The organism is Flavobacterium sp. 25HG05S-40 (assembly GCF_052654735.1).
Genome location: NZ_CP199750.1, coordinates 2,243,005 through 2,259,848, shown reverse-complemented (window position 1 = coordinate 2,259,848; position 16,844 = coordinate 2,243,005). Strand labels below are relative to the sequence as shown.

15 protein-coding genes are annotated in these 16,844 nt (G+C 35.7%); 8 read left to right on the top strand and 7 right to left on the bottom strand.

Annotated features, from left to right (window positions below; genetic code table 11):
* Positions 1 to 255 (top strand): acyl carrier protein, encoded by a 255-nt coding sequence (locus ACULEU_RS09760; RefSeq protein WP_445452403.1) that lies wholly within the window; start codon positions 1 to 3, stop codon positions 253 to 255.
* The gene (locus tag ACULEU_RS09755) at positions 252 to 782 is read left to right on the top strand and encodes a 4'-phosphopantetheinyl transferase family protein (RefSeq protein ID WP_445452402.1); all 531 of its coding nucleotides are present in this window, start codon (positions 252 to 254) and stop codon (positions 780 to 782) included. Before ACULEU_RS09760 ends, ACULEU_RS09755 begins: the two co-directional genes overlap by 4 nt.
* Before the next feature lie 22 nt (positions 783 to 804).
* Here ACULEU_RS09755 and ACULEU_RS09750 read toward each other — a convergent pair whose 3' ends face one another.
* Positions 805 to 1,167, bottom strand: a complete 363-nt coding sequence (locus tag ACULEU_RS09750; RefSeq protein WP_445452401.1) for a bleomycin resistance protein — start codon at positions 1,165 to 1,167, stop codon at positions 805 to 807.
* Positions 1,168 to 1,244: 77 nt separating this feature from the next.
* On the opposite strand from ACULEU_RS09750, the gene ACULEU_RS09745 reads away from it, so the two are divergent.
* The 4 genes from ACULEU_RS09745 to ACULEU_RS09730 all read left to right on the top strand — a co-directional run bounded on the left by ACULEU_RS09745 (position 1,245) and on the right by ACULEU_RS09730 (position 6,889).
* Positions 1,245 to 2,525: an amidohydrolase family protein gene (locus tag ACULEU_RS09745; protein ID WP_445452400.1), complete on the top strand. Its 1,281-nt coding sequence runs from the start codon at positions 1,245 to 1,247 to the stop codon at positions 2,523 to 2,525.
* A gap of 103 nt (positions 2,526 to 2,628) precedes the next feature.
* Positions 2,629 to 2,811 (top strand): CAL67264 family membrane protein, encoded by a 183-nt coding sequence (locus tag ACULEU_RS09740; RefSeq protein WP_445452399.1) that lies wholly within the window; start codon positions 2,629 to 2,631, stop codon positions 2,809 to 2,811.
* A gap of 100 nt (positions 2,812 to 2,911) precedes the next feature.
* Positions 2,912 to 4,606 (top strand): energy-dependent translational throttle protein EttA, encoded by a 1,695-nt coding sequence (ettA, locus tag ACULEU_RS09735; protein ID WP_445452398.1) that lies wholly within the window; start codon positions 2,912 to 2,914, stop codon positions 4,604 to 4,606.
* Between the two features lie 78 nt (positions 4,607 to 4,684).
* A complete protein-coding gene (locus tag ACULEU_RS09730) occupies positions 4,685 to 6,889 on the top strand; it encodes a response regulator (protein WP_445452397.1) in 2,205 nt (734 codons plus the stop codon).
* On the opposite strand, the gene ACULEU_RS09725 is transcribed toward ACULEU_RS09730, so the two are convergent.
* Both ACULEU_RS09725 and ACULEU_RS09720 read right to left on the bottom strand, forming a co-directional pair.
* On the bottom strand, positions 6,886 to 8,136 hold the full coding sequence (locus ACULEU_RS09725; RefSeq protein WP_445452396.1) for a DEAD/DEAH box helicase: 1,251 nt from the start codon (positions 8,134 to 8,136) through the stop codon (positions 6,886 to 6,888). The genes ACULEU_RS09730 and ACULEU_RS09725 overlap by 4 nt on opposite strands.
* Before the next feature lie 142 nt (positions 8,137 to 8,278).
* The gene (locus ACULEU_RS09720) at positions 8,279 to 9,316 is read right to left on the bottom strand and encodes a formimidoylglutamase (RefSeq protein WP_445452395.1); all 1,038 of its coding nucleotides are present in this window, start codon (positions 9,314 to 9,316) and stop codon (positions 8,279 to 8,281) included.
* A gap of 93 nt (positions 9,317 to 9,409) precedes the next feature.
* Here ACULEU_RS09720 and ACULEU_RS09715 point away from each other — a divergent pair, with 93 nt between their 5' ends.
* The gene (locus ACULEU_RS09715; RefSeq protein WP_445452394.1) at positions 9,410 to 10,294 is read left to right on the top strand and encodes a hypothetical protein; all 885 of its coding nucleotides are present in this window, start codon (positions 9,410 to 9,412) and stop codon (positions 10,292 to 10,294) included.
* Positions 10,295 to 10,360: 66 nt separating this feature from the next.
* Here the strand turns inward: ACULEU_RS09715 and hutI are convergent, their stop codons facing one another.
* Positions 10,361 to 11,599, bottom strand: coding sequence for an imidazolonepropionase (hutI, locus tag ACULEU_RS09710; RefSeq protein ID WP_445452393.1), 1,239 nt, complete (start codon positions 11,597 to 11,599; stop codon positions 10,361 to 10,363).
* A gap of 69 nt (positions 11,600 to 11,668) precedes the next feature.
* Between hutI and corA the strand changes: the two genes are divergently transcribed.
* Positions 11,669 to 12,739 (top strand): magnesium/cobalt transporter CorA, encoded by a 1,071-nt coding sequence (corA, locus tag ACULEU_RS09705; protein ID WP_445452392.1) that lies wholly within the window; start codon positions 11,669 to 11,671, stop codon positions 12,737 to 12,739.
* An 8-nt stretch (positions 12,740 to 12,747) separates the two neighbouring features.
* On the opposite strand, the gene nhaA is transcribed toward corA, so the two are convergent.
* The 3 genes from nhaA to ACULEU_RS09690 form a co-directional block, all read right to left on the bottom strand.
* A complete protein-coding gene (gene nhaA / locus ACULEU_RS09700; RefSeq protein ID WP_445452391.1) occupies positions 12,748 to 13,890 on the bottom strand; it encodes a Na+/H+ antiporter NhaA in 1,143 nt (380 codons plus the stop codon).
* Between the two features lie 71 nt (positions 13,891 to 13,961).
* Positions 13,962 to 15,908 (bottom strand): OmpA family protein, encoded by a 1,947-nt coding sequence (locus ACULEU_RS09695; RefSeq protein ID WP_445452390.1) that lies wholly within the window; start codon positions 15,906 to 15,908, stop codon positions 13,962 to 13,964.
* 13 nt (positions 15,909 to 15,921) lie between these two features.
* The gene (locus tag ACULEU_RS09690; protein WP_445452389.1) at positions 15,922 to 16,833 is read right to left on the bottom strand and encodes a PorP/SprF family type IX secretion system membrane protein; all 912 of its coding nucleotides are present in this window, start codon (positions 16,831 to 16,833) and stop codon (positions 15,922 to 15,924) included.
* Between the last annotated feature and the right edge of the window lie 11 nt (positions 16,834 to 16,844).

Sequence of the window (16,844 nt, the reverse complement as noted above, 5' to 3'; positions counted from 1 at the left end):
ATGGATAAAGTAACGATTATAGAAAAATTAAAAACTATCGTAAAGCCTTTTGTGGCCGATAAGGAAGCTTTTGAGAATATGAATGAAGATACCGATTTTATTGCAGATCTAAAAATCAATTCGGCTAATTTAGTCGATATTGTTTTGGATGTTGAAGAAGCTTTCAGCATTGAAATTGATAACCAATCTATGGAAAAGATGTTGAACATTAAAGCGGCATTAACAATTATTGAAACCAAACTCGCCGAAAAGTGATAGGCAATGATGTCATAGATTTGGCTCTAGCACAAAAAGAAAGCAACTGGAAACGGAAAGGATTTTTGAATAAAATTTTTACAGCTAAAGAACAAGACCTTATCCTTAAGTCCGAGAATCCTGAAATAACAGTTTGGAATCTTTGGAGCCGAAAAGAAGCAGCGTATAAAATCTATAATCGTCAGACTAAAATCAGGGCTTTTATTCCGATTCAATTAGAGTGTTTTGATCTGAATGTTCAAGATGGAATTGTCTTTGGAAAGGTTATCTGTTATGACAAGACCTATTTCACACAAACAAGAATTACTTCTGAATATGTTGAAACTGTAGCAGTTATAAACAGTGCCGATTTTGATAAGGTTAAATACCTAAAGTCTACCGAAAATATTATCAAAATCGATGGAATTCCCAGTTATCAAGATTCTGAAAATAATGTTATGCAACCAGCCTCAATAAGCCATCATGGGCGTTTTAAAAGGATTGTTATTGCTGATAAGTATAGTTTCAGAAATCAACTTTATCATTAAAAAAAGTTCCTTTTAAGTCCTGTTATGAATTGTAAAGACTTTGTCCAAAGGTCAACAAATTATTATCTGGATCAAGTATTGAAAATTCTCGTTGTCCCCAAGGTTTTGTTTGTAAATTTCCATTAGGATGAATCGCTACATTTCGCTCGAAAAAAGATTGATGCAAGCCATCAATGTCATGCGTTCTGATATAAACCTGTCCGTAGTTTTCACTTGGATTGAGCTCGCTAAACAAAAAGAAATGAATTTGAATGCTATCTCGTTCCAGCATCAGGTAATCCTCATAATCAGCACTTCCGAAAATGGTAAAACCTAAATGTAAGTAGAAATTCAGTGTCGTTGTTTTGTTCCGCATCGGTAATTTCGGATGGATGGCTGTCAGCATATTTTTTTATTTTGCTAAATATTTATATCAGATAAATGTATAAAAAAAACTTATCTTTAAAATCCTAAAGCAAAATCATGAAAAAACTATTCCTATACAGTTTGTTATTGATGGCAATTGCACTTCAAGCACAAGATAGTTATCTGCAATGCGGTAAACTCATTGATACAAAAAACGGTAAAGTTCTCACCAACAAAACCATTGTCGTATCAGGTAAAACCATCAAAAGTATTCAGGATGGCTTTGTTAATTCAGCGAATGCTATTGATAGAATAATCGACTTAAAATCAAAAACAGTGATGCCGGGTTGGATTGATATGCACGTGCATGTTGAAAGCGAAACCAGTCCAACAGAATACTTAGATGAGTTTTCCCTGAACGATGCCGATGTTGCCTACAATGCAGAGGTTTTTGCTAAGACAACTTTAATGGCCGGTTTTACTACCGTCAGAGACTTAGGGGGAAGCGGGGTAAACGTATCATTACGAAATGCCATTAGTGCGGGTAAAGTGATTGGCCCCCGTATTTTTACTGCCGAAAAAGCTTTAGCATCTACAGGAGGTCACGCTGATCCTACTAATGGTTATCGAAAAGACTTAATGGGAAATCCAGGACCCAAAGAAGGTGTTGTGAATAGCATAGAAGATGCCCGTAAGGCGGTGCGTCAACGGTATAAAAATGGCGCTGATTGGATAAAGATAACGGCTACTGGTGGTGTACTGAGTGTTGCCAAAAGCGCTGGTAATCCCCAATTTACACAAGAAGAAATCGAAGCTATCGTATCCACTGCCAAGGATTACGGAATGAAAGTGGCTGCCCATGCCCATGGCGATGAAGGAATGCAACGGGCAGTAAAAGCGGGTGTAAAAACTATTGAACATGGAACGGAAATGAGCGAGGCAACTATGGATTTAATGATTAAAAACAATGCTTATTTGGTACCCACAATTACAGCCGGAAAAACAGTTGAAGAAAATGCAAAAAAAGCTAATTATTATCCGGCTATTGTCGTTCCTAAAGCCTTGGCTATAGGCCCAAGAATTCAGGGAACTTTTGCTAAAGCCTATAAAAAAGGAGTACCAATAGCTTTCGGAACGGATGCCGGAGTGTTTCAGCACGGTCAAAATGCTAAGGAGTTTATCTATATGACGGAAGCCGGTATGCCTAGTATGAAAGCTTTACAAGCTGCAACTACTACCAATGCAATGCTTTTGGATATGGATAAAAAAATAGGCGCCATTGAAACAGGTTTTCTTGCCGACATTATTGCTACGAACGACGATCCAACACAAGATATTACCACGGTTACAAACGTAGTTTTTGTCATGAAGGATGGCGTAATTTATAAAAACGAATAAATCAAAACAATAGCAAGTAAACAATCCAACGAAACTCATAATACATAACTCATAATTTATAACTTTTCCCTAAATTTGCTCTCCAAAATAAAATACCACAACTATGGGAATGAATAAAAACACCGTCTTAGGATGGGCAACATTTATCATGATTATCATGGGATTATTACTTATTGCACTAGGAGCATTTCGGTATGATGATACTGCCGGATGGGGTTTCGGTGCTGTAGGTGTTGGGTTTTTGGCTAATGCCTGGGTATTCAGTTCACTAAAAGGAAGATTATAAGTTTTTTCTAAAAGATGAATTCTACATTTTAAATGATTTCATCTTCTGTATAAAATATAATTTTCCCATTCAAAATTTATAATTTAAACTATTTTTAAAAATGTCAGACGATAAGAAAGTAATTTTCTCGATGCAACGATTGAGCAAATCGTATCAGGGAAGCGATAAACAAGTACTTAAAAACATCTACCTAAGTTTCTTTTACGGAGCCAAAATTGGTATTCTCGGGCTCAACGGTTCGGGTAAATCTTCGTTACTGAAAATTATAGCCGGTGTAGATAAGAACTATCAGGGTGATGTGGTTTTTCAACCAGGTTACACGGTCGGTTACTTAGAGCAAGAGCCACAATTAGATGAAACCAAAACAGTTCTCGAAATTGTAAAAGAAGGCGTTGCCGATACTATGGCACTTTTGGACGAATTCAACCAAATCAACGATATGTTTGGTTTGCCTGAAGTGTATGAAGATGCCGATAAAATGGACAAATTAATGGATCGCCAGGCGCAATTGCAGGACAGAATTGATGCTTGCGGTGCCTGGGAAATTGACAATAAACTTGAAGTGGCGATGGATGCACTACGCACTCCGGAGGGAGATATGCCTATCAGCGTATTATCGGGAGGAGAAAAACGTCGTGTAGCCTTATGCCGTTTACTTTTGCAAAATCCGGATGTATTGTTATTGGATGAGCCTACCAACCACTTGGATGCCGAAAGCGTACTTTGGTTAGAGCAACATTTGGCACAATACTCAGGAACCGTAATCGCTGTAACACACGACAGGTATTTCTTGGATAACGTTGCAGGCTGGATTTTGGAATTGGATAGAGGAGAAGGAATTCCTTGGAAAGGAAACTACTCGTCTTGGTTAGACCAAAAATCAAAACGTATGGAGCAGGAAGAAAAAACGGCATCCAAACGTAGAAAAACGTTAGAGCGCGAGTTGGATTGGGTACGTCAAGGAGCCAAAGGGCGTCAAACCAAGCAAAAAGCACGTTTGCAGAACTATGACAAACTCTTGAACGAAGATCAAAAAGAACTGGATGAAAAATTAGAAATCTACATTCCGAATGGTCCACGTTTGGGTACGAATGTTATTGAAGCTAAAAATGTGGCCAAAGCTTTTGGAGATAAATTATTATACGACAACTTAAATTTCACATTACCACAAGCTGGAATTGTTGGAGTTATTGGGCCGAATGGTGCCGGTAAATCGACTATCTTCCGAATGATTATGGGCGAAGAAAAACCCGATTCCGGTGAATTTACTATTGGTGATACCGTGAAGATTGCTTATGTTGACCAATCTCATTCCAATATCGACCCTAATAAATCGATTTGGGAAAACTTCTGCGATGGACAAGAATTAATCATGATGGGCGGAAGACAAGTAAACTCAAGAGCGTATCTCTCCCGATTTAACTTCGGTGGAAGTGAACAAAACAAGAAAGTTTCAGCATTGTCTGGTGGAGAACGAAACAGATTGCATTTGGCCATGACTTTAAAAGAAGAAGGAAACGTCCTTTTACTGGATGAGCCTACAAATGACTTGGACATTAATACCCTTAGAGCACTTGAAGAAGGTTTGGAAAATTTTGCTGGATGTGCCGTAGTCATTAGTCACGACCGTTGGTTTTTAGACCGAATCTGCACGCATATTCTTGCTTTCGAAGGAAACTCGGATGTGTATTGTTTTGAAGGTGGTTTCTCAGAATATGAAGAGAATAAAAAGAAACGTTTGGGAGTGGATGTGACACCAAAACGAATCAAGTATAGAAAATTGATTAGAAATTAGTAATTCCAATGAAAATCCCGAGTCTTCGGGATTTTTTTTCAATAAATATTTTATATTTGAGCCACTAACCCCGATGCAATGATCAGAACTAAATTATTTAGTTTCTTACTAGTTTTTCTCTTTTGCTGCACGACTGCTTTAGCTCAAGAGTTTAAAGCTGAAAAAGCCGAAATCGAAAGATTGCTTAACCAAACGGTAGTTGATTTTAATGATGCTAAATATGATAAAGCTCTTGAATCATCTAAACAGGCTTTGATTAATTCTTTTGCTATCAACGATGATTCCTATATTGCGCAGTCCTATAACACTATTGGTGTCATCTACAATGAATGTTCAGATGCTAAAAAAGCCATCAGCTTTTATGAAAAAGCACTTTCATATGCTAAAAAAACCAATAAAGATAAGCTCTACAATTGGATTTATGGTAACCTTGGAAGCGCCTACTATTTTAATGAATTAGATGTTCCAAAAGGAATAAACTATTACAAAAAAGCATTGTATTATGCTGTTAAACTGAAAGACAGCACCGAAATCACCTACACCAAAATCAATATAGCCAGTGCTTACTTTTCCATTGGTAGATTTGAAGAGGGGAATGCTTATGTGAAGGATATCAAAGATAAAGTTCTGAAAGACGGTAGTGAAGATACCAAAATGTCTATGAATTTGCTACTCGGAATTTATACTACTAATCAAAACAAAAAAGTTGAAGCAGAACGATATTATGCCATAGCCGAGAAAATTGCCAAGGAGAATGAATTTGATTCTTTCCTAATCAACATCTATGAAAATGAAGTACGACATTATAAACATTTTAATGAGCTTGAAAAAGCTCGGGAATACAAAGCAAAATTAGATTCTTTATCCAAAGTAATTTATTCTGATGATAAGCTGGATAATTTGCAAAAAGCAGCTGTTCAAATTGAGCTTGATGAATACAAGATGCAATTAGAACGTGTAGAGCATGCGAACGATAGTCATCAAAAACGACTCAAAGAATCCAAACTAATTGTAATTCTATTTATTGTCATTCTGATTATTTTGTTATTGTTTTTACTGACGTTGTACAAAAGCATCAAACTCAGAGAACAAGCCAATTTTGAATTAAAAAAGGCTAACGAGGAATTGGTTTTGGCAAAAGAAAAAGCAGAAGAAGCCTCACAATTGAAATCGCAGTTTGTATCTACCATAACGCACGAATTACGAACACCCTTGTACGGTGTCATCGGCATTACAAACATCATCTTGGACGAGCACAAGGAATTAGGAAACAGCCCTCATTTAAAGTCCTTAAAGTTTTCGGCTAAATATTTATTAGCCTTGGTCAATGATATTCTTCAAATTAACAAAATAGAAGAAAAACGAATTGTTTTAGAAAACCTGATATTCAATCTGACCGATGAAATTACAGTCGTCAAAAACTCTGTAGACTATATTGCAGATAAAAACAACGATAAGTTTACCGTCGAAATTGATACAGCCATACCAGAATTTTTGATTGGTGATAAACTCCGTTTGTCCCAAATAATAATGAACTTGGTGAGTAATGCGTTAAAGTTTACCAAGAATGGTGAAGTAAATGTTACGGCTGATTTGAAAAAGGTGGAAGGAACAACCTATTTTATCGAGTTTAAGATTAAAGATACCGGAATCGGAATTGCCGAGGAGCACCAATCTAAAGTCTTTGATAAATTTGTGCAGATTGAGCGTAAAGAAGAAGATTATCAAGGCACTGGTTTAGGCTTGTCTATTGTAAGTAGATTAATCGAATTGTTTGACAGTGAAATTCATCTGGAGAGCGAGGAAAATGTTGGTACGACCTTCACTTTTACTATTGGTTTTGAATATGATGAAGAAAAATCGAAAGACATTATCAATAATATAGAAGTCGATTTGTCGACTAGTAATTTGTATAACATTTTGGTTGTTGAAGACAATAAAATAAATCAAGTCGTAACCAAGAAAATCATACAAAGCAGTAATATGAGTTGCACTATTGTTGATGATGGTTATGCGGCGATGGTTGCTTTAGAACGAGAAGCCTTTGATTTGATTTTGATGGATATTAATATGCCTCTTATTAACGGATTTGAAACGACACGCAGAATAAGAGAAAAAGGGATACTTATTCCGATAATTGCCCTCACTGCTTTTGATAAAGATGAAGTCGCTGAAGAAGCCATATCATCGGGAATGAATGATATCATGGTCAAACCTTTTGAACCTTCCAAACTATTTCAGGTCATTTCCAACCAAATAAAACAAAACGAAAACGCTGGTTAATACCAGCGTTTTTTATTCTTTTTTGAAGCTTCCGATTTTCTTGAATTGGTACCTTCTGGTTTCTTTTTGTTTCTTAAATCAGGTTTTGCATCCGGATTGGGAACTTCATCTTTCCAAGGATAGGGGTGATCGTTTATGGTTTTTACACTGACCTTAATCAGCTTCTGAATATCTTTCCAATAAGGTTCTTCATCTTTACTGCAGAAAGAAATTGAAATCCCACCATTTCCGGCACGTCCTGTTCTTCCGATACGGTGTACATAGGTTTCAGGAATATTAGGCAAATCAAAATTGATGACATAAGGCAAACTTTCGATATCAATACCACGCGCTGCAATATCTGTAGCCACTAAAACCGAAATTTCTTTAGCTTTAAAATTGTCTAAAACTCTCTGTCTGGCGGTTTGCGATTTGTCCCCGTGAATGGCTTCAGCATTGACTCCGTGCTTTTTTAAAGCTTTTACCACGTTATCAGCACCATGCTTGGTTCTGACAAAAACCAAAACATTGCTGAGGTTTTCATTGCGTATTAAGTGATACAACAAAGCTCTTTTATCTGTTTTATCTACAAAATAAATTTGTTGCTCAATGATTTCGGCAGTCGATGAAACGGGTGTAACCGAAACATATTCTGGTTTGTTTAAAAAAGTATCTGCTAACTCACGAATAGCCATAGGCATTGTGGCCGAGAATAATAGCGTTTGTCGGTTGGTTGGAACTAGTTTTACAATTTTGCGAACGTCATTGATAAAACCCATATCGAGCATCAAATCGGATTCATCCAAAACCAAAAAGTGTAAGTGGTCAAAATCGATAAAACCTTGTTTGTGCAAATCCAATAAACGTCCGGGTGTAGCAATCAGAATGTCAATACCTTTTTTCAATTGGTCTACTTGTGGCACTTGGGAAACACCACCAAAAATGGTTAGCTGTCTAAGGTTAGTATATTTTCCGTAAGTGTCAAAACTTTCTCCAATTTGAACTGCTAATTCGCGCGTTGGTGTTACAACAAGACAACGGATTTGTTTTGTTTTTTTGGATGAGCCTACAATGCGGTGTAGATTATGAATAATAGGTATAGCAAAGGCTGCTGTTTTTCCGGTTCCGGTTTGGGCACAACCCACTAAATCTTTTCCGGCTAAAATATGTGGAATAGATTTTTCTTGAATGGGCGTTGGTTGGGTGTATCCTTCTTCAAAGACTGCTCTCTGAATACTATTGGATAATGATAAATCTTCGAATAACATAAATTTTGCTTACGATTAAGTGTAAGCCGGCGCAAAGATAGACTATTATGAATTTTAAATTATAAATTTTAAATTAATTGTCCCGTGGAGTTGACTCTCAAAAAAATCATTTACAATTTATAATTCAAAATTTAAAATAAAATTAAAGGAGTTCTTTTCTCGACTTAATGAAATCGGTGACCAAATATCCCATTAATTTCCCAATGAGATGGTTGTTCTTTTCTTCGCCTAATTCGGGTGCGCCTTCGCAAATGTGAAGATAGGCAGCGTTTCTATGGTTTCCGAAAAAGTACACAAACTGACGTAGTTCTTCTACTGAAAAACCACTCATCGTCATGGCACTACTGGCAATATTGGGCAACGCATCCAAATCGATTTCAATACCGAAAGCATCAGCTTTGATAAAATCGAACGCCGTATTGAGTTCTTGTAAAAAGTTTTTTTGATTGCGCACTTTGATTTCGTCATATGTGTTGTAACAGACGCGATCTTCTAATTTTTTTAAGTTATCCAAAACGTTTTTGGAAGTATAATTTTCGTGTAAACCAAAAATAAAATACTTCTTCAAAAAGCCTTCTTCATAAGCATAGGAGAAGCCATTTCCACTATGTCTTCCCTCCAATATTCTAAAATCGGAATGTGCATCAAAGTTCACAGCGTTGATGGGCTTTCCTATTCCCAATGCTGCTCCTTTAATATTTCCGTAAGCATTATTGTGTCCGCCACCAATAATAATAGGAATTTTACCGCTTTTAATTATGGTACTGACAATGTGAACAACATCTTTATCAATTTTTTCTACTAATGAACTTAACGTTTTTCGGTCGGCTGTATTGTGGAAATCCAAATCTTTAGCTTCTTCCATTTCTTGAGAAACATCGAGTTTGCCCAAAACTAATATCTGGCTTCCTTTGCAAAAACGATTGTGTTGTATATTGGCAATACTACTAATGGCACTTTCCCACGCAGAGGCAGCTCCAGGTCGACCATAGTTGGCACGAACACCTACATCTTCGGGAATTCCGAACAGCGCATATTTGGCTTCACAGTTTTTTAGGTAATCGTGGCAGTTTTCTCCCTTAGGAACTGTTAACATTTTTTCTCCAAATTTGACCTCGCCACTTCTGTGATTCGTTACTTTGGCTAAATCAGCTATTGAGAAGGGAATTAGTTTCTCCATTTTTTTTAAATATTTGACCAAAAATATAATAAAAATGCTTAATTTTCGTTACTTTAAAAATACATTTATAGTACATAATTAAAAAAAATGCCCATGGAAAATCAGAACAACCATTCAAAATTAAAAGCTATTATTGGTATACTAGCGGTTTTATTAATTGGTAGCTTAATCTACATTTTTAAATTGACTTCTGATGCTAAAACATTGGAAAATACAGTAGTAACTGTAAAGTCTGAAAAGGATTCTGTTCTTAAAGATTTAGGAGATTTAAAAGCAACATACGATGCTGCTATTGCCGAAAACACTTCGATGTCCGACGAACTGATAGCAGAACGTGACAAAGTTGTGAAATTGATGGAAGAATTAAAGTCGGCCAAAGGCGATGTGTCTTCTTTGCGAAAATACAAGGATCAGTACAAAAATTTAGAGCAAAAAATGCAAAACCTAATGCAAGAAGTAGCTGTTCTTAAAGCTCAAAATCAGCAACTAACCACTAATTTAGACAGTACTAAGGTGGTTCTTGAGGATTCGCAAAAGTACAATCAAGTCTTGGTTGGACAAAATGAAGAGTTAGCTAAAACTGTTGAAAAAGGACAAAAATTGACGGTTACTAATCTGAAAACAGGTTCTTACAAACTAAGAAGTTCAGGAAAACAAATCGCTACCGACAAAGCTAGTAGAACGGATATGTTGCAAGTAAGTTTTACTATCGCGGAAAACAAAATAGCTAAATCTGGAGATAAAACGTATTATGTTCAGGTTATTGATGCTAAAAACAATGTTTTAGGAAATAAAGAAACAATATCTTTTGGTGAGACCTCTTTAACTTATAGTTTTACAACAACTGTGCAATATGAAAATAAAACAGTTGATGTAAAAGAACAATTGAAAGGAAAGGATTTTGCAAAAGGAACCTATTTTGTCAATGTATTTGATAAAGGAGAATTGGTGTCTAAAAGTAGTTTCTCTTTGAGGTAAGACCATAATTATTTAAGTTAATAGTAAGTTGAAAAGTCCTTTTGTGTAATGCAAAAGGACTTTTTTTTAAACTATTACTTTACCATTGATAATAACCTGTTCAATCAGATTACTCGCAAAGGAATACGGCAATTCATAAAAGGAGTTTAACGGTTTTGTGATGATTAGATTCGCTTTTTTTCCGATGGTGATACTTCCGTGAGTTTTGGAAATTCCCATAGCATAAGCTCCATTTATAGTAGCAGCATTGATAGCTTCTTCGGGAGTCATTTTCATCTTGATACACGCAGTTGCTACCACAAAATTCATATTTCCTGAAGGAGAGGTTCCTGGATTAAAATCGGAGGCCAAGGCCAAAGGTAAACCTGCTGCTATCATTTTTCTTGCTGGTGTATACGGAATACTGATAAAGTACGAACAGCTTGGTAACGCAACAGCAATAGTTTCGGAGTTTTTAAGCACTTCTATATCTTCGTCGGTAACAATTTCAAGATGGTCTACAGAAAGGGCGTTGTGCTTCACGCAGGCGGCTATTCCGTTAATGGCAGTAAATTGATTGACATGTATTTTAGCATGTAAACCATATTGTTGTCCGGCTTTCATAATTCTTTCGGTTTCTTCAACAGAAAAATAACCTGTTTCACAAAAGGCATCAATATAATCAGCCAAGTGTTCTTCCGCTATTTTGGGAAGCATTTCGTTTATGATAACATCAATGTAAGCGGCATGATTTTCTTTGTAAGCCAATGGATAGGCATGAGCACCTAAAAAAGTTGCTTTAATTGTAATAGGATAATCAGCAGCTAGTCTTTTTATCACCCGAAGCATTTTGAGTTCCCCATCAACCGTTAAACCGTAACCTGATTTGATTTCGACGGCTCCGGTACCTTGTCGGATAACTTCTTCGAGTCTTTTTTTGGATTGATGGTAGATTTCTTCTTCTGAAGTTTCATTTAGTTTCTTAGCCGAATTTAGAATGCCACCGCCACGATTGGCAATTTCTTCATAAGTCAAACCGTTTATGCGATCCACAAATTCCTGTTCGCGATTTCCGGCGTAAACAATATGCGTATGACTGTCACACCAAGCAGGAAGTACCATTTTTCCTGAAGCATCAATAGTTTTATCGGCATTTATTTTGGGACAGTTTTCCATTGGACCAAAATCGATAATAGTATCGTTTTCTATTAAAAGGAAAGCATTTTTGATAGAAGGCAAAACAGCCATTGCTTCACCTGAAACCTTTTCAATAGAAGTTTCTCTAATTTGTAAAAGCTCTTTGATGTTGATTAGTAACGTTAGCATGCGAATGATTTTCGGTAAAAATAACTTTAAAAAAAGAAATAGTATTATTTTTAAACAAATTTAGAATCCGTGAGAAAAATTAAATACAAAAAAGGTAGAAAAGTACAACCCTCATTGTTGGAATATACAGGGCACCACAAGGAAATAGCAACCGAACTTCAGCTGTTTGTTTATGATGCTGATGATTTGACCGAGTATAATGAATTTAAGGTTTCGCAATTGGATAAATGCTTTGATACCTCTAAAACCAATTGGCTGAACATACATGGATTAAATGATATTGAAATTATCAAATCTATTGGAAGTCATCTGAATGTGGATAATTTCATGCTGGGGGACATTTTAAACACTACCAAACGCACCAAACTAGATGAATATCATGATGTGCTTTTTTTTAACATAAAATCGCTTTTACCTATTGAAAACAGTGACGCGATCAATGTGGAGCAAATTAGCTTCTTGCTTAAAAACAATCTTTTGGTTTCGTTTCAGGAAAAGCGAAGTGACTTTTTCTCGCATCTAAGGGAACGAATCCGAACACATTCCGGAATTGTAAGAGATAAAAAAGCAGATTACTTATTGTATTTGTTGTTGGATGCCATAATGGAAAATTTCTACATCACCATTGAAAATGAAGAAGACAAAGTAGAAGATTTGATTAATGTATCTAAAACAAGTACAAATCCCGAAATTTTAGAGCAAATCGAAAAACATAGGGATAATTATAACTTTTTAAAGCGTTCTATTATTCCGTTACGAGATTCGTTGTATTCCATAAAAAGTATGAAAGATGATAATGTTTTTAATGCGATTGAACAGGATACCTATAGTTTTTTTGAGCGGTTGCATCAAAAATGTTTAGAGCTTTTGGAACAGATAGAATATGATTTGATTACCTTAGACAGTGCATCTAATTTTTATTTTTCTACGCAGAATCATAAGATGAATGAAGTGATGAAAACTTTAACCGTAGTTTCTGTTTTCTTTATGCCCCTTACGTTTATAGTTGGTGTATACGGAATGAACTTTGATAATATGCCGGAACTTCATTGGAAATATGGCTACTTTATTATTTTAGGCGCTATGTTCTTATTGCTTGTTGGTATGATTTATTACTTCAAAAAGCGGAAATGGTATTAGAAGTGTAATTAAGGATTAGTTTTTTTTAACGTAGTCTTTAAATACAATAAACCAAGTACTCCTGCTACAAGCGACGAAATCAGAATCATGATTTTAGAGTTGGTAATATGTTCTTCGTCAGAAAAGGCTAGAAGCGTAATGAAAATGGACATGGTAAAACCAATACCACCTAAAAAGCTTACGCCAAAAATGGATTTCCAGTTCAAATCTTCGGGAAGTTCACTAATTTTTAGTTTGACAGAAAGTAGACTAAACAACCAAATTCCAATGGGTTTTCCTAATAATAACCCTAGTGCAATTCCTATAGTGTAAGGATGTTCCACTATCGCTGTCCAATCAGAATCTATAATGATGGCCGTATTCGCTAATGCAAATAGAGGCAAGATGATAAACGCAACGGGTTTGTGTAAAAAGTGCTGCAAAAGATAAGAAGTTGATTTTTCATCACCATTACCAAACGGAATTGCAAAGGCTAATAAAACTCCGGTTATTGTGGCATGAACCCCTGAATTAAGCATAAAATACCACATAAAAGCACCACCGATTAAATACGGAATTAGATTTCGCACTTTCAATCTGTTGAAGGCTAGGAGTAGTGCAAAAATCCCCAAAGAGATAAAGAGATTGGTCAAAACCAATGTTTTCGTGTAAAAGATAGCGATAATCAGAATCGCTCCTAAATCATCAATTACTGCCAAAGCGGTTAAAAATATTTTGAGGGAAATGGGAACTCGATTTCCTAATAAAGACAATATTCCTAACGCAAAAGCGATGTCTGTTGCCATTGGAATTCCAGCTCCCGATTGTGTATCTGTTCCATAATTAAGCGATAAATACAATCCAGCGGGAATCAACATTCCGCCAATGGCTGCTGAAATAGGCAATAAGGCATTTTTTAAATTAGACAATTCCCCAATGTATACTTCTCGTTCTAATTCTAAACCAATTAGTAAAAAGAAGATGGTCATTAGGCCATCATTGATCCAATATTCTGTGGGATGTCCGCCTATTTGATAATGCCAAAGATGTAAATAGTTTTCACTTAAAAAGGAGTTTGCTAAAAAAAGAGAAAGTAACGTACACGCTATCAGTATAAAACCACCTGCTTTTTCACTTTCAAAAAAATCCCCAAAAAGTTTGCTTATTCTCATTATTTCAAAGATAAAAAAAAGTCCCGATAATTCGGGACTTTTTCAGGGTTAGATTATAAGGGTTAGGTATTTTATAAGCTAGTAATAATGAATTGACTTCTTCTGTTAAGTTGGTGTTCTTCTTCGGTACATTGTACGTCATCAGCACATTTATTAACTAGTTGGTTTTCACCATAACCTTTTGCTGTTAATCGTTTTGCAGCAATACCATTTTTGATTAACCATTCTCTGGTAGATTTCGCTCTTCTGTCTGATAATTTTTCATTATAAGCATGTGAAGCACGACTGTCAGTATGAGAACGGATGTCAATGGTCATCGTTGGATATTGTTCTAATACGTCTAAAACTTTGGCTAAATCCACAGCAGCATCAGGACGGATGTTCCATTTGTCTAAATCGAAATAAATTAAGTTGATTCCGAATACGTCAGCAATATCATCACCAGGTTTCACTTGTTTTTCTGATTTTTCAAGTTCGATGTTCAACTCTGTTTTACCATCAGTTTTACCAATAATTACTGGAGATTCTTTAGTAGTATACGTTTCAAGAGAAGTTCTAACATAATATTTAGTATTACATTCTACTTCTTTAAACTCGTATTTTCCTTCTGCATCAGCAATTGTTTCCTGTAGCTGTTTGAATTTTTCATCAAAAAGAATCACTTTAGCACCAGGCAGAATAGCTTTAGTCTGAGCATCAGTAACTACTCCATGTAACAATTGTTCACACCAAATAGGTCTGGTTTCTACAAATTTGTAGATGTCATCATTACCTTGTCCGCCATCTCTGTTAGAACTTAAAAAACCTCTTTTGGTTTTAGAATTGATAATTAACGCAAAATCGTCTTTAGAGCTATTCGCTTCTTCACCAACATTTAAAACTTTTTTGAATTCTAAGCTTCCGTCTTTTGGAATTTTAGTGATAAAGATATCCAATCCTCCAAGTCCTGGTTGACCATCAGAAGCAAAGTATAGCTCGTTATCATCATTTACAAATGGATATGTTTCTCTTCCGGGAGTGTTGATTTTGTCACCAAGATTTTCCGGAGTTCCGAAGCTACCATCATCACTAATTTTCACTCGGTACAAATCAGATTGACCGCGGCTTCCTTCCATATCAGAAGCAAAGTACAAGGTTTTCTCATCTGCAGATAGCGCAGGGTGAGCTGTCTGATAGCTATCACTGTTAAATGGAAGTGGCGTAATGTCTTTCCAATTTCCGTCTTTATCAACTTTGGCAGTATAGATTTTCAATAAGGTTACTTTTCCAGCATCAAAACCTCTTTTGTCAAGGTAATTGTTTCTAGTAAAGTAAACCGTTTTTCCGTCTTTGGTGAACGCTGGAGTATCTTCGTGAAATTTAGTATTGATTTTTTTTCCGAATTTATCCACAGCACCTAAAGAACCGTCTTCAGCGATAGGAGAACCATAAAGGTTGGTAAAATACTGTCCAGTCCATGTGTGAATTCTTTTAGAGAAATTCCCAGTATCACGAGCAGAAGAGAAGATAACCTTAGTTCCCATAAAAGCCGTTCCGTAATCAGAATACTTAGAGTTGATTCCGGCATTTTCAATTTTATACCTTCCAGAGTTGTTTTTGATTTCGTCTAAATAATTTCTGTTTTTAGAGAAAAGCTGTGCTCTAGCATCATTACCGCTTTTTTCTCCAAATTTAGCCATCATAGTATCCGATTTGGTATAATCTTTTGTAGCTCTTAAAGTTTGGGCAAAACGATAGTAAAATTCAGCATCTTGATCTGGATTTGTAGCATAAAGTTCGTCAAACCATTTATTGGCTTTTTCTAATTCAGCATTGAAATAGTAAGCATTACCTATTTTCAGAAGCATATCAGGAGATTTATATCCTTTTGCATAGATTCTTTCATAGGTTTTAATGGCATCAATATAAGCAAGTTTATCGTACTCCTTATTTCCTTTAACTTCCTTTTTACTAGCTTGTGAATAACTGCTAACACAAGTTAGGGTTATAAGTACTAAGTATATAATTTTATTTTTCATAATCGTCTTGTTATTAGAAGAATCTAGGTGATACCATTTTACTTACTTTATTGAACAACTCAAATCTCAAAAAGATTTCGTGTGACCCAGAGTTATATTTTCTCAAACGTGTGGTTTCCATATCATAGCTGTAACCAACGAACAAACCATCTGTTATCTGAAAACCAGCTAATGCACTCACAGCAGCGTCCCAACGGTAAGCACCACCTAACATCAATTTATCAAAGAATAAAAAGTTAGCAGAACCATCAACCTGTAATGGAGCACCAGCAACTACCTTAGTTAAGAAAGCTGGTTTGAATTTAATCGATGGAGACAAATCAAATACATAACCTCCAATGGCGTAAAAATTCATTCGCTCTTCAAAAACGGCAACATCATTGTCACTGTATTTAGAATCCTGTAAAAAGTTAGGAACAGAAAGACCTAAATAGTATTTGTCAGAGTGAAGGTAAACTCCAGCTCCAAAGTTTGGAGAAAATTCATTGTTAAAACCAGTAAGGTTAGGGTCACCAGCATTGGCAGGGTTCAATTTAGTTACATCTAGATTGAAAATATTTCCAGATGCTTTAATACCAAAAGATAATTTCACCTCTTCTGACATTGGAATCGTATACGATATATCAGCCGATAAAGTGTTATCACTAGTAGGTCCGATTTTATCATTTACTAACGAAAGACCAAGTCCTAAATTACTATTGTTGATTGGTGTATTCAATGAAAAAGCATTCGTAGTTGGAGCGCCATCTAATCCTACCCATTGGGTACGATGCAAACCAAAGATACTCATTACTCCTCTTGATCCTGCATAAGCGGGATTGATGTTTATGGTGTTGTACATGTATTGGGTATACTGTGCGTCTTGTTGTGCAAAACCACTATAACACGTTAACATCAATGCGAAAATTAAAATTTTTGTTCTCATATTTTCTATTT

What these genes read in the sequence shown, in the direction of transcription:
- ACULEU_RS09760 (WP_445452403.1), top strand. Translation starts at nt 1, where the DNA reads ATGGATAAAGTAACGATTATAGAAAAATTAAAAACTATCGTAAAGCCT.
- ACULEU_RS09750 (WP_445452401.1), bottom strand. Translation starts at nt 1,167, where the DNA reads ATGCTGACAGCCATCCATCCGAAATTACCGATGCGGAACAAAACAACG.
- ACULEU_RS09745 (WP_445452400.1), top strand. Translation starts at nt 1,245, where the DNA reads ATGAAAAAACTATTCCTATACAGTTTGTTATTGATGGCAATTGCACTT.
- ACULEU_RS09740 (WP_445452399.1), top strand. Translation starts at nt 2,629, where the DNA reads ATGGGAATGAATAAAAACACCGTCTTAGGATGGGCAACATTTATCATG.
- ettA (WP_445452398.1), top strand. Translation starts at nt 2,912, where the DNA reads ATGTCAGACGATAAGAAAGTAATTTTCTCGATGCAACGATTGAGCAAA.
- ACULEU_RS09730 (WP_445452397.1), top strand. Translation starts at nt 4,685, where the DNA reads ATGATCAGAACTAAATTATTTAGTTTCTTACTAGTTTTTCTCTTTTGC.
- ACULEU_RS09725 (WP_445452396.1), bottom strand. Translation starts at nt 8,136, where the DNA reads ATGTTATTCGAAGATTTATCATTATCCAATAGTATTCAGAGAGCAGTC.
- ACULEU_RS09720 (WP_445452395.1), bottom strand. Translation starts at nt 9,316, where the DNA reads ATGGAGAAACTAATTCCCTTCTCAATAGCTGATTTAGCCAAAGTAACG.
- ACULEU_RS09715 (WP_445452394.1), top strand. Translation starts at nt 9,410, where the DNA reads ATGGAAAATCAGAACAACCATTCAAAATTAAAAGCTATTATTGGTATA.
- hutI (WP_445452393.1), bottom strand. Translation starts at nt 11,599, where the DNA reads ATGCTAACGTTACTAATCAACATCAAAGAGCTTTTACAAATTAGAGAA.
- nhaA (WP_445452391.1), bottom strand. Translation starts at nt 13,890, where the DNA reads ATGAGAATAAGCAAACTTTTTGGGGATTTTTTTGAAAGTGAAAAAGCA.
- ACULEU_RS09695 (WP_445452390.1), bottom strand. Translation starts at nt 15,908, where the DNA reads ATGAAAAATAAAATTATATACTTAGTACTTATAACCCTAACTTGTGTT.
- ACULEU_RS09690 (WP_445452389.1), bottom strand. Translation starts at nt 16,833, where the DNA reads ATGAGAACAAAAATTTTAATTTTCGCATTGATGTTAACGTGTTATAGT.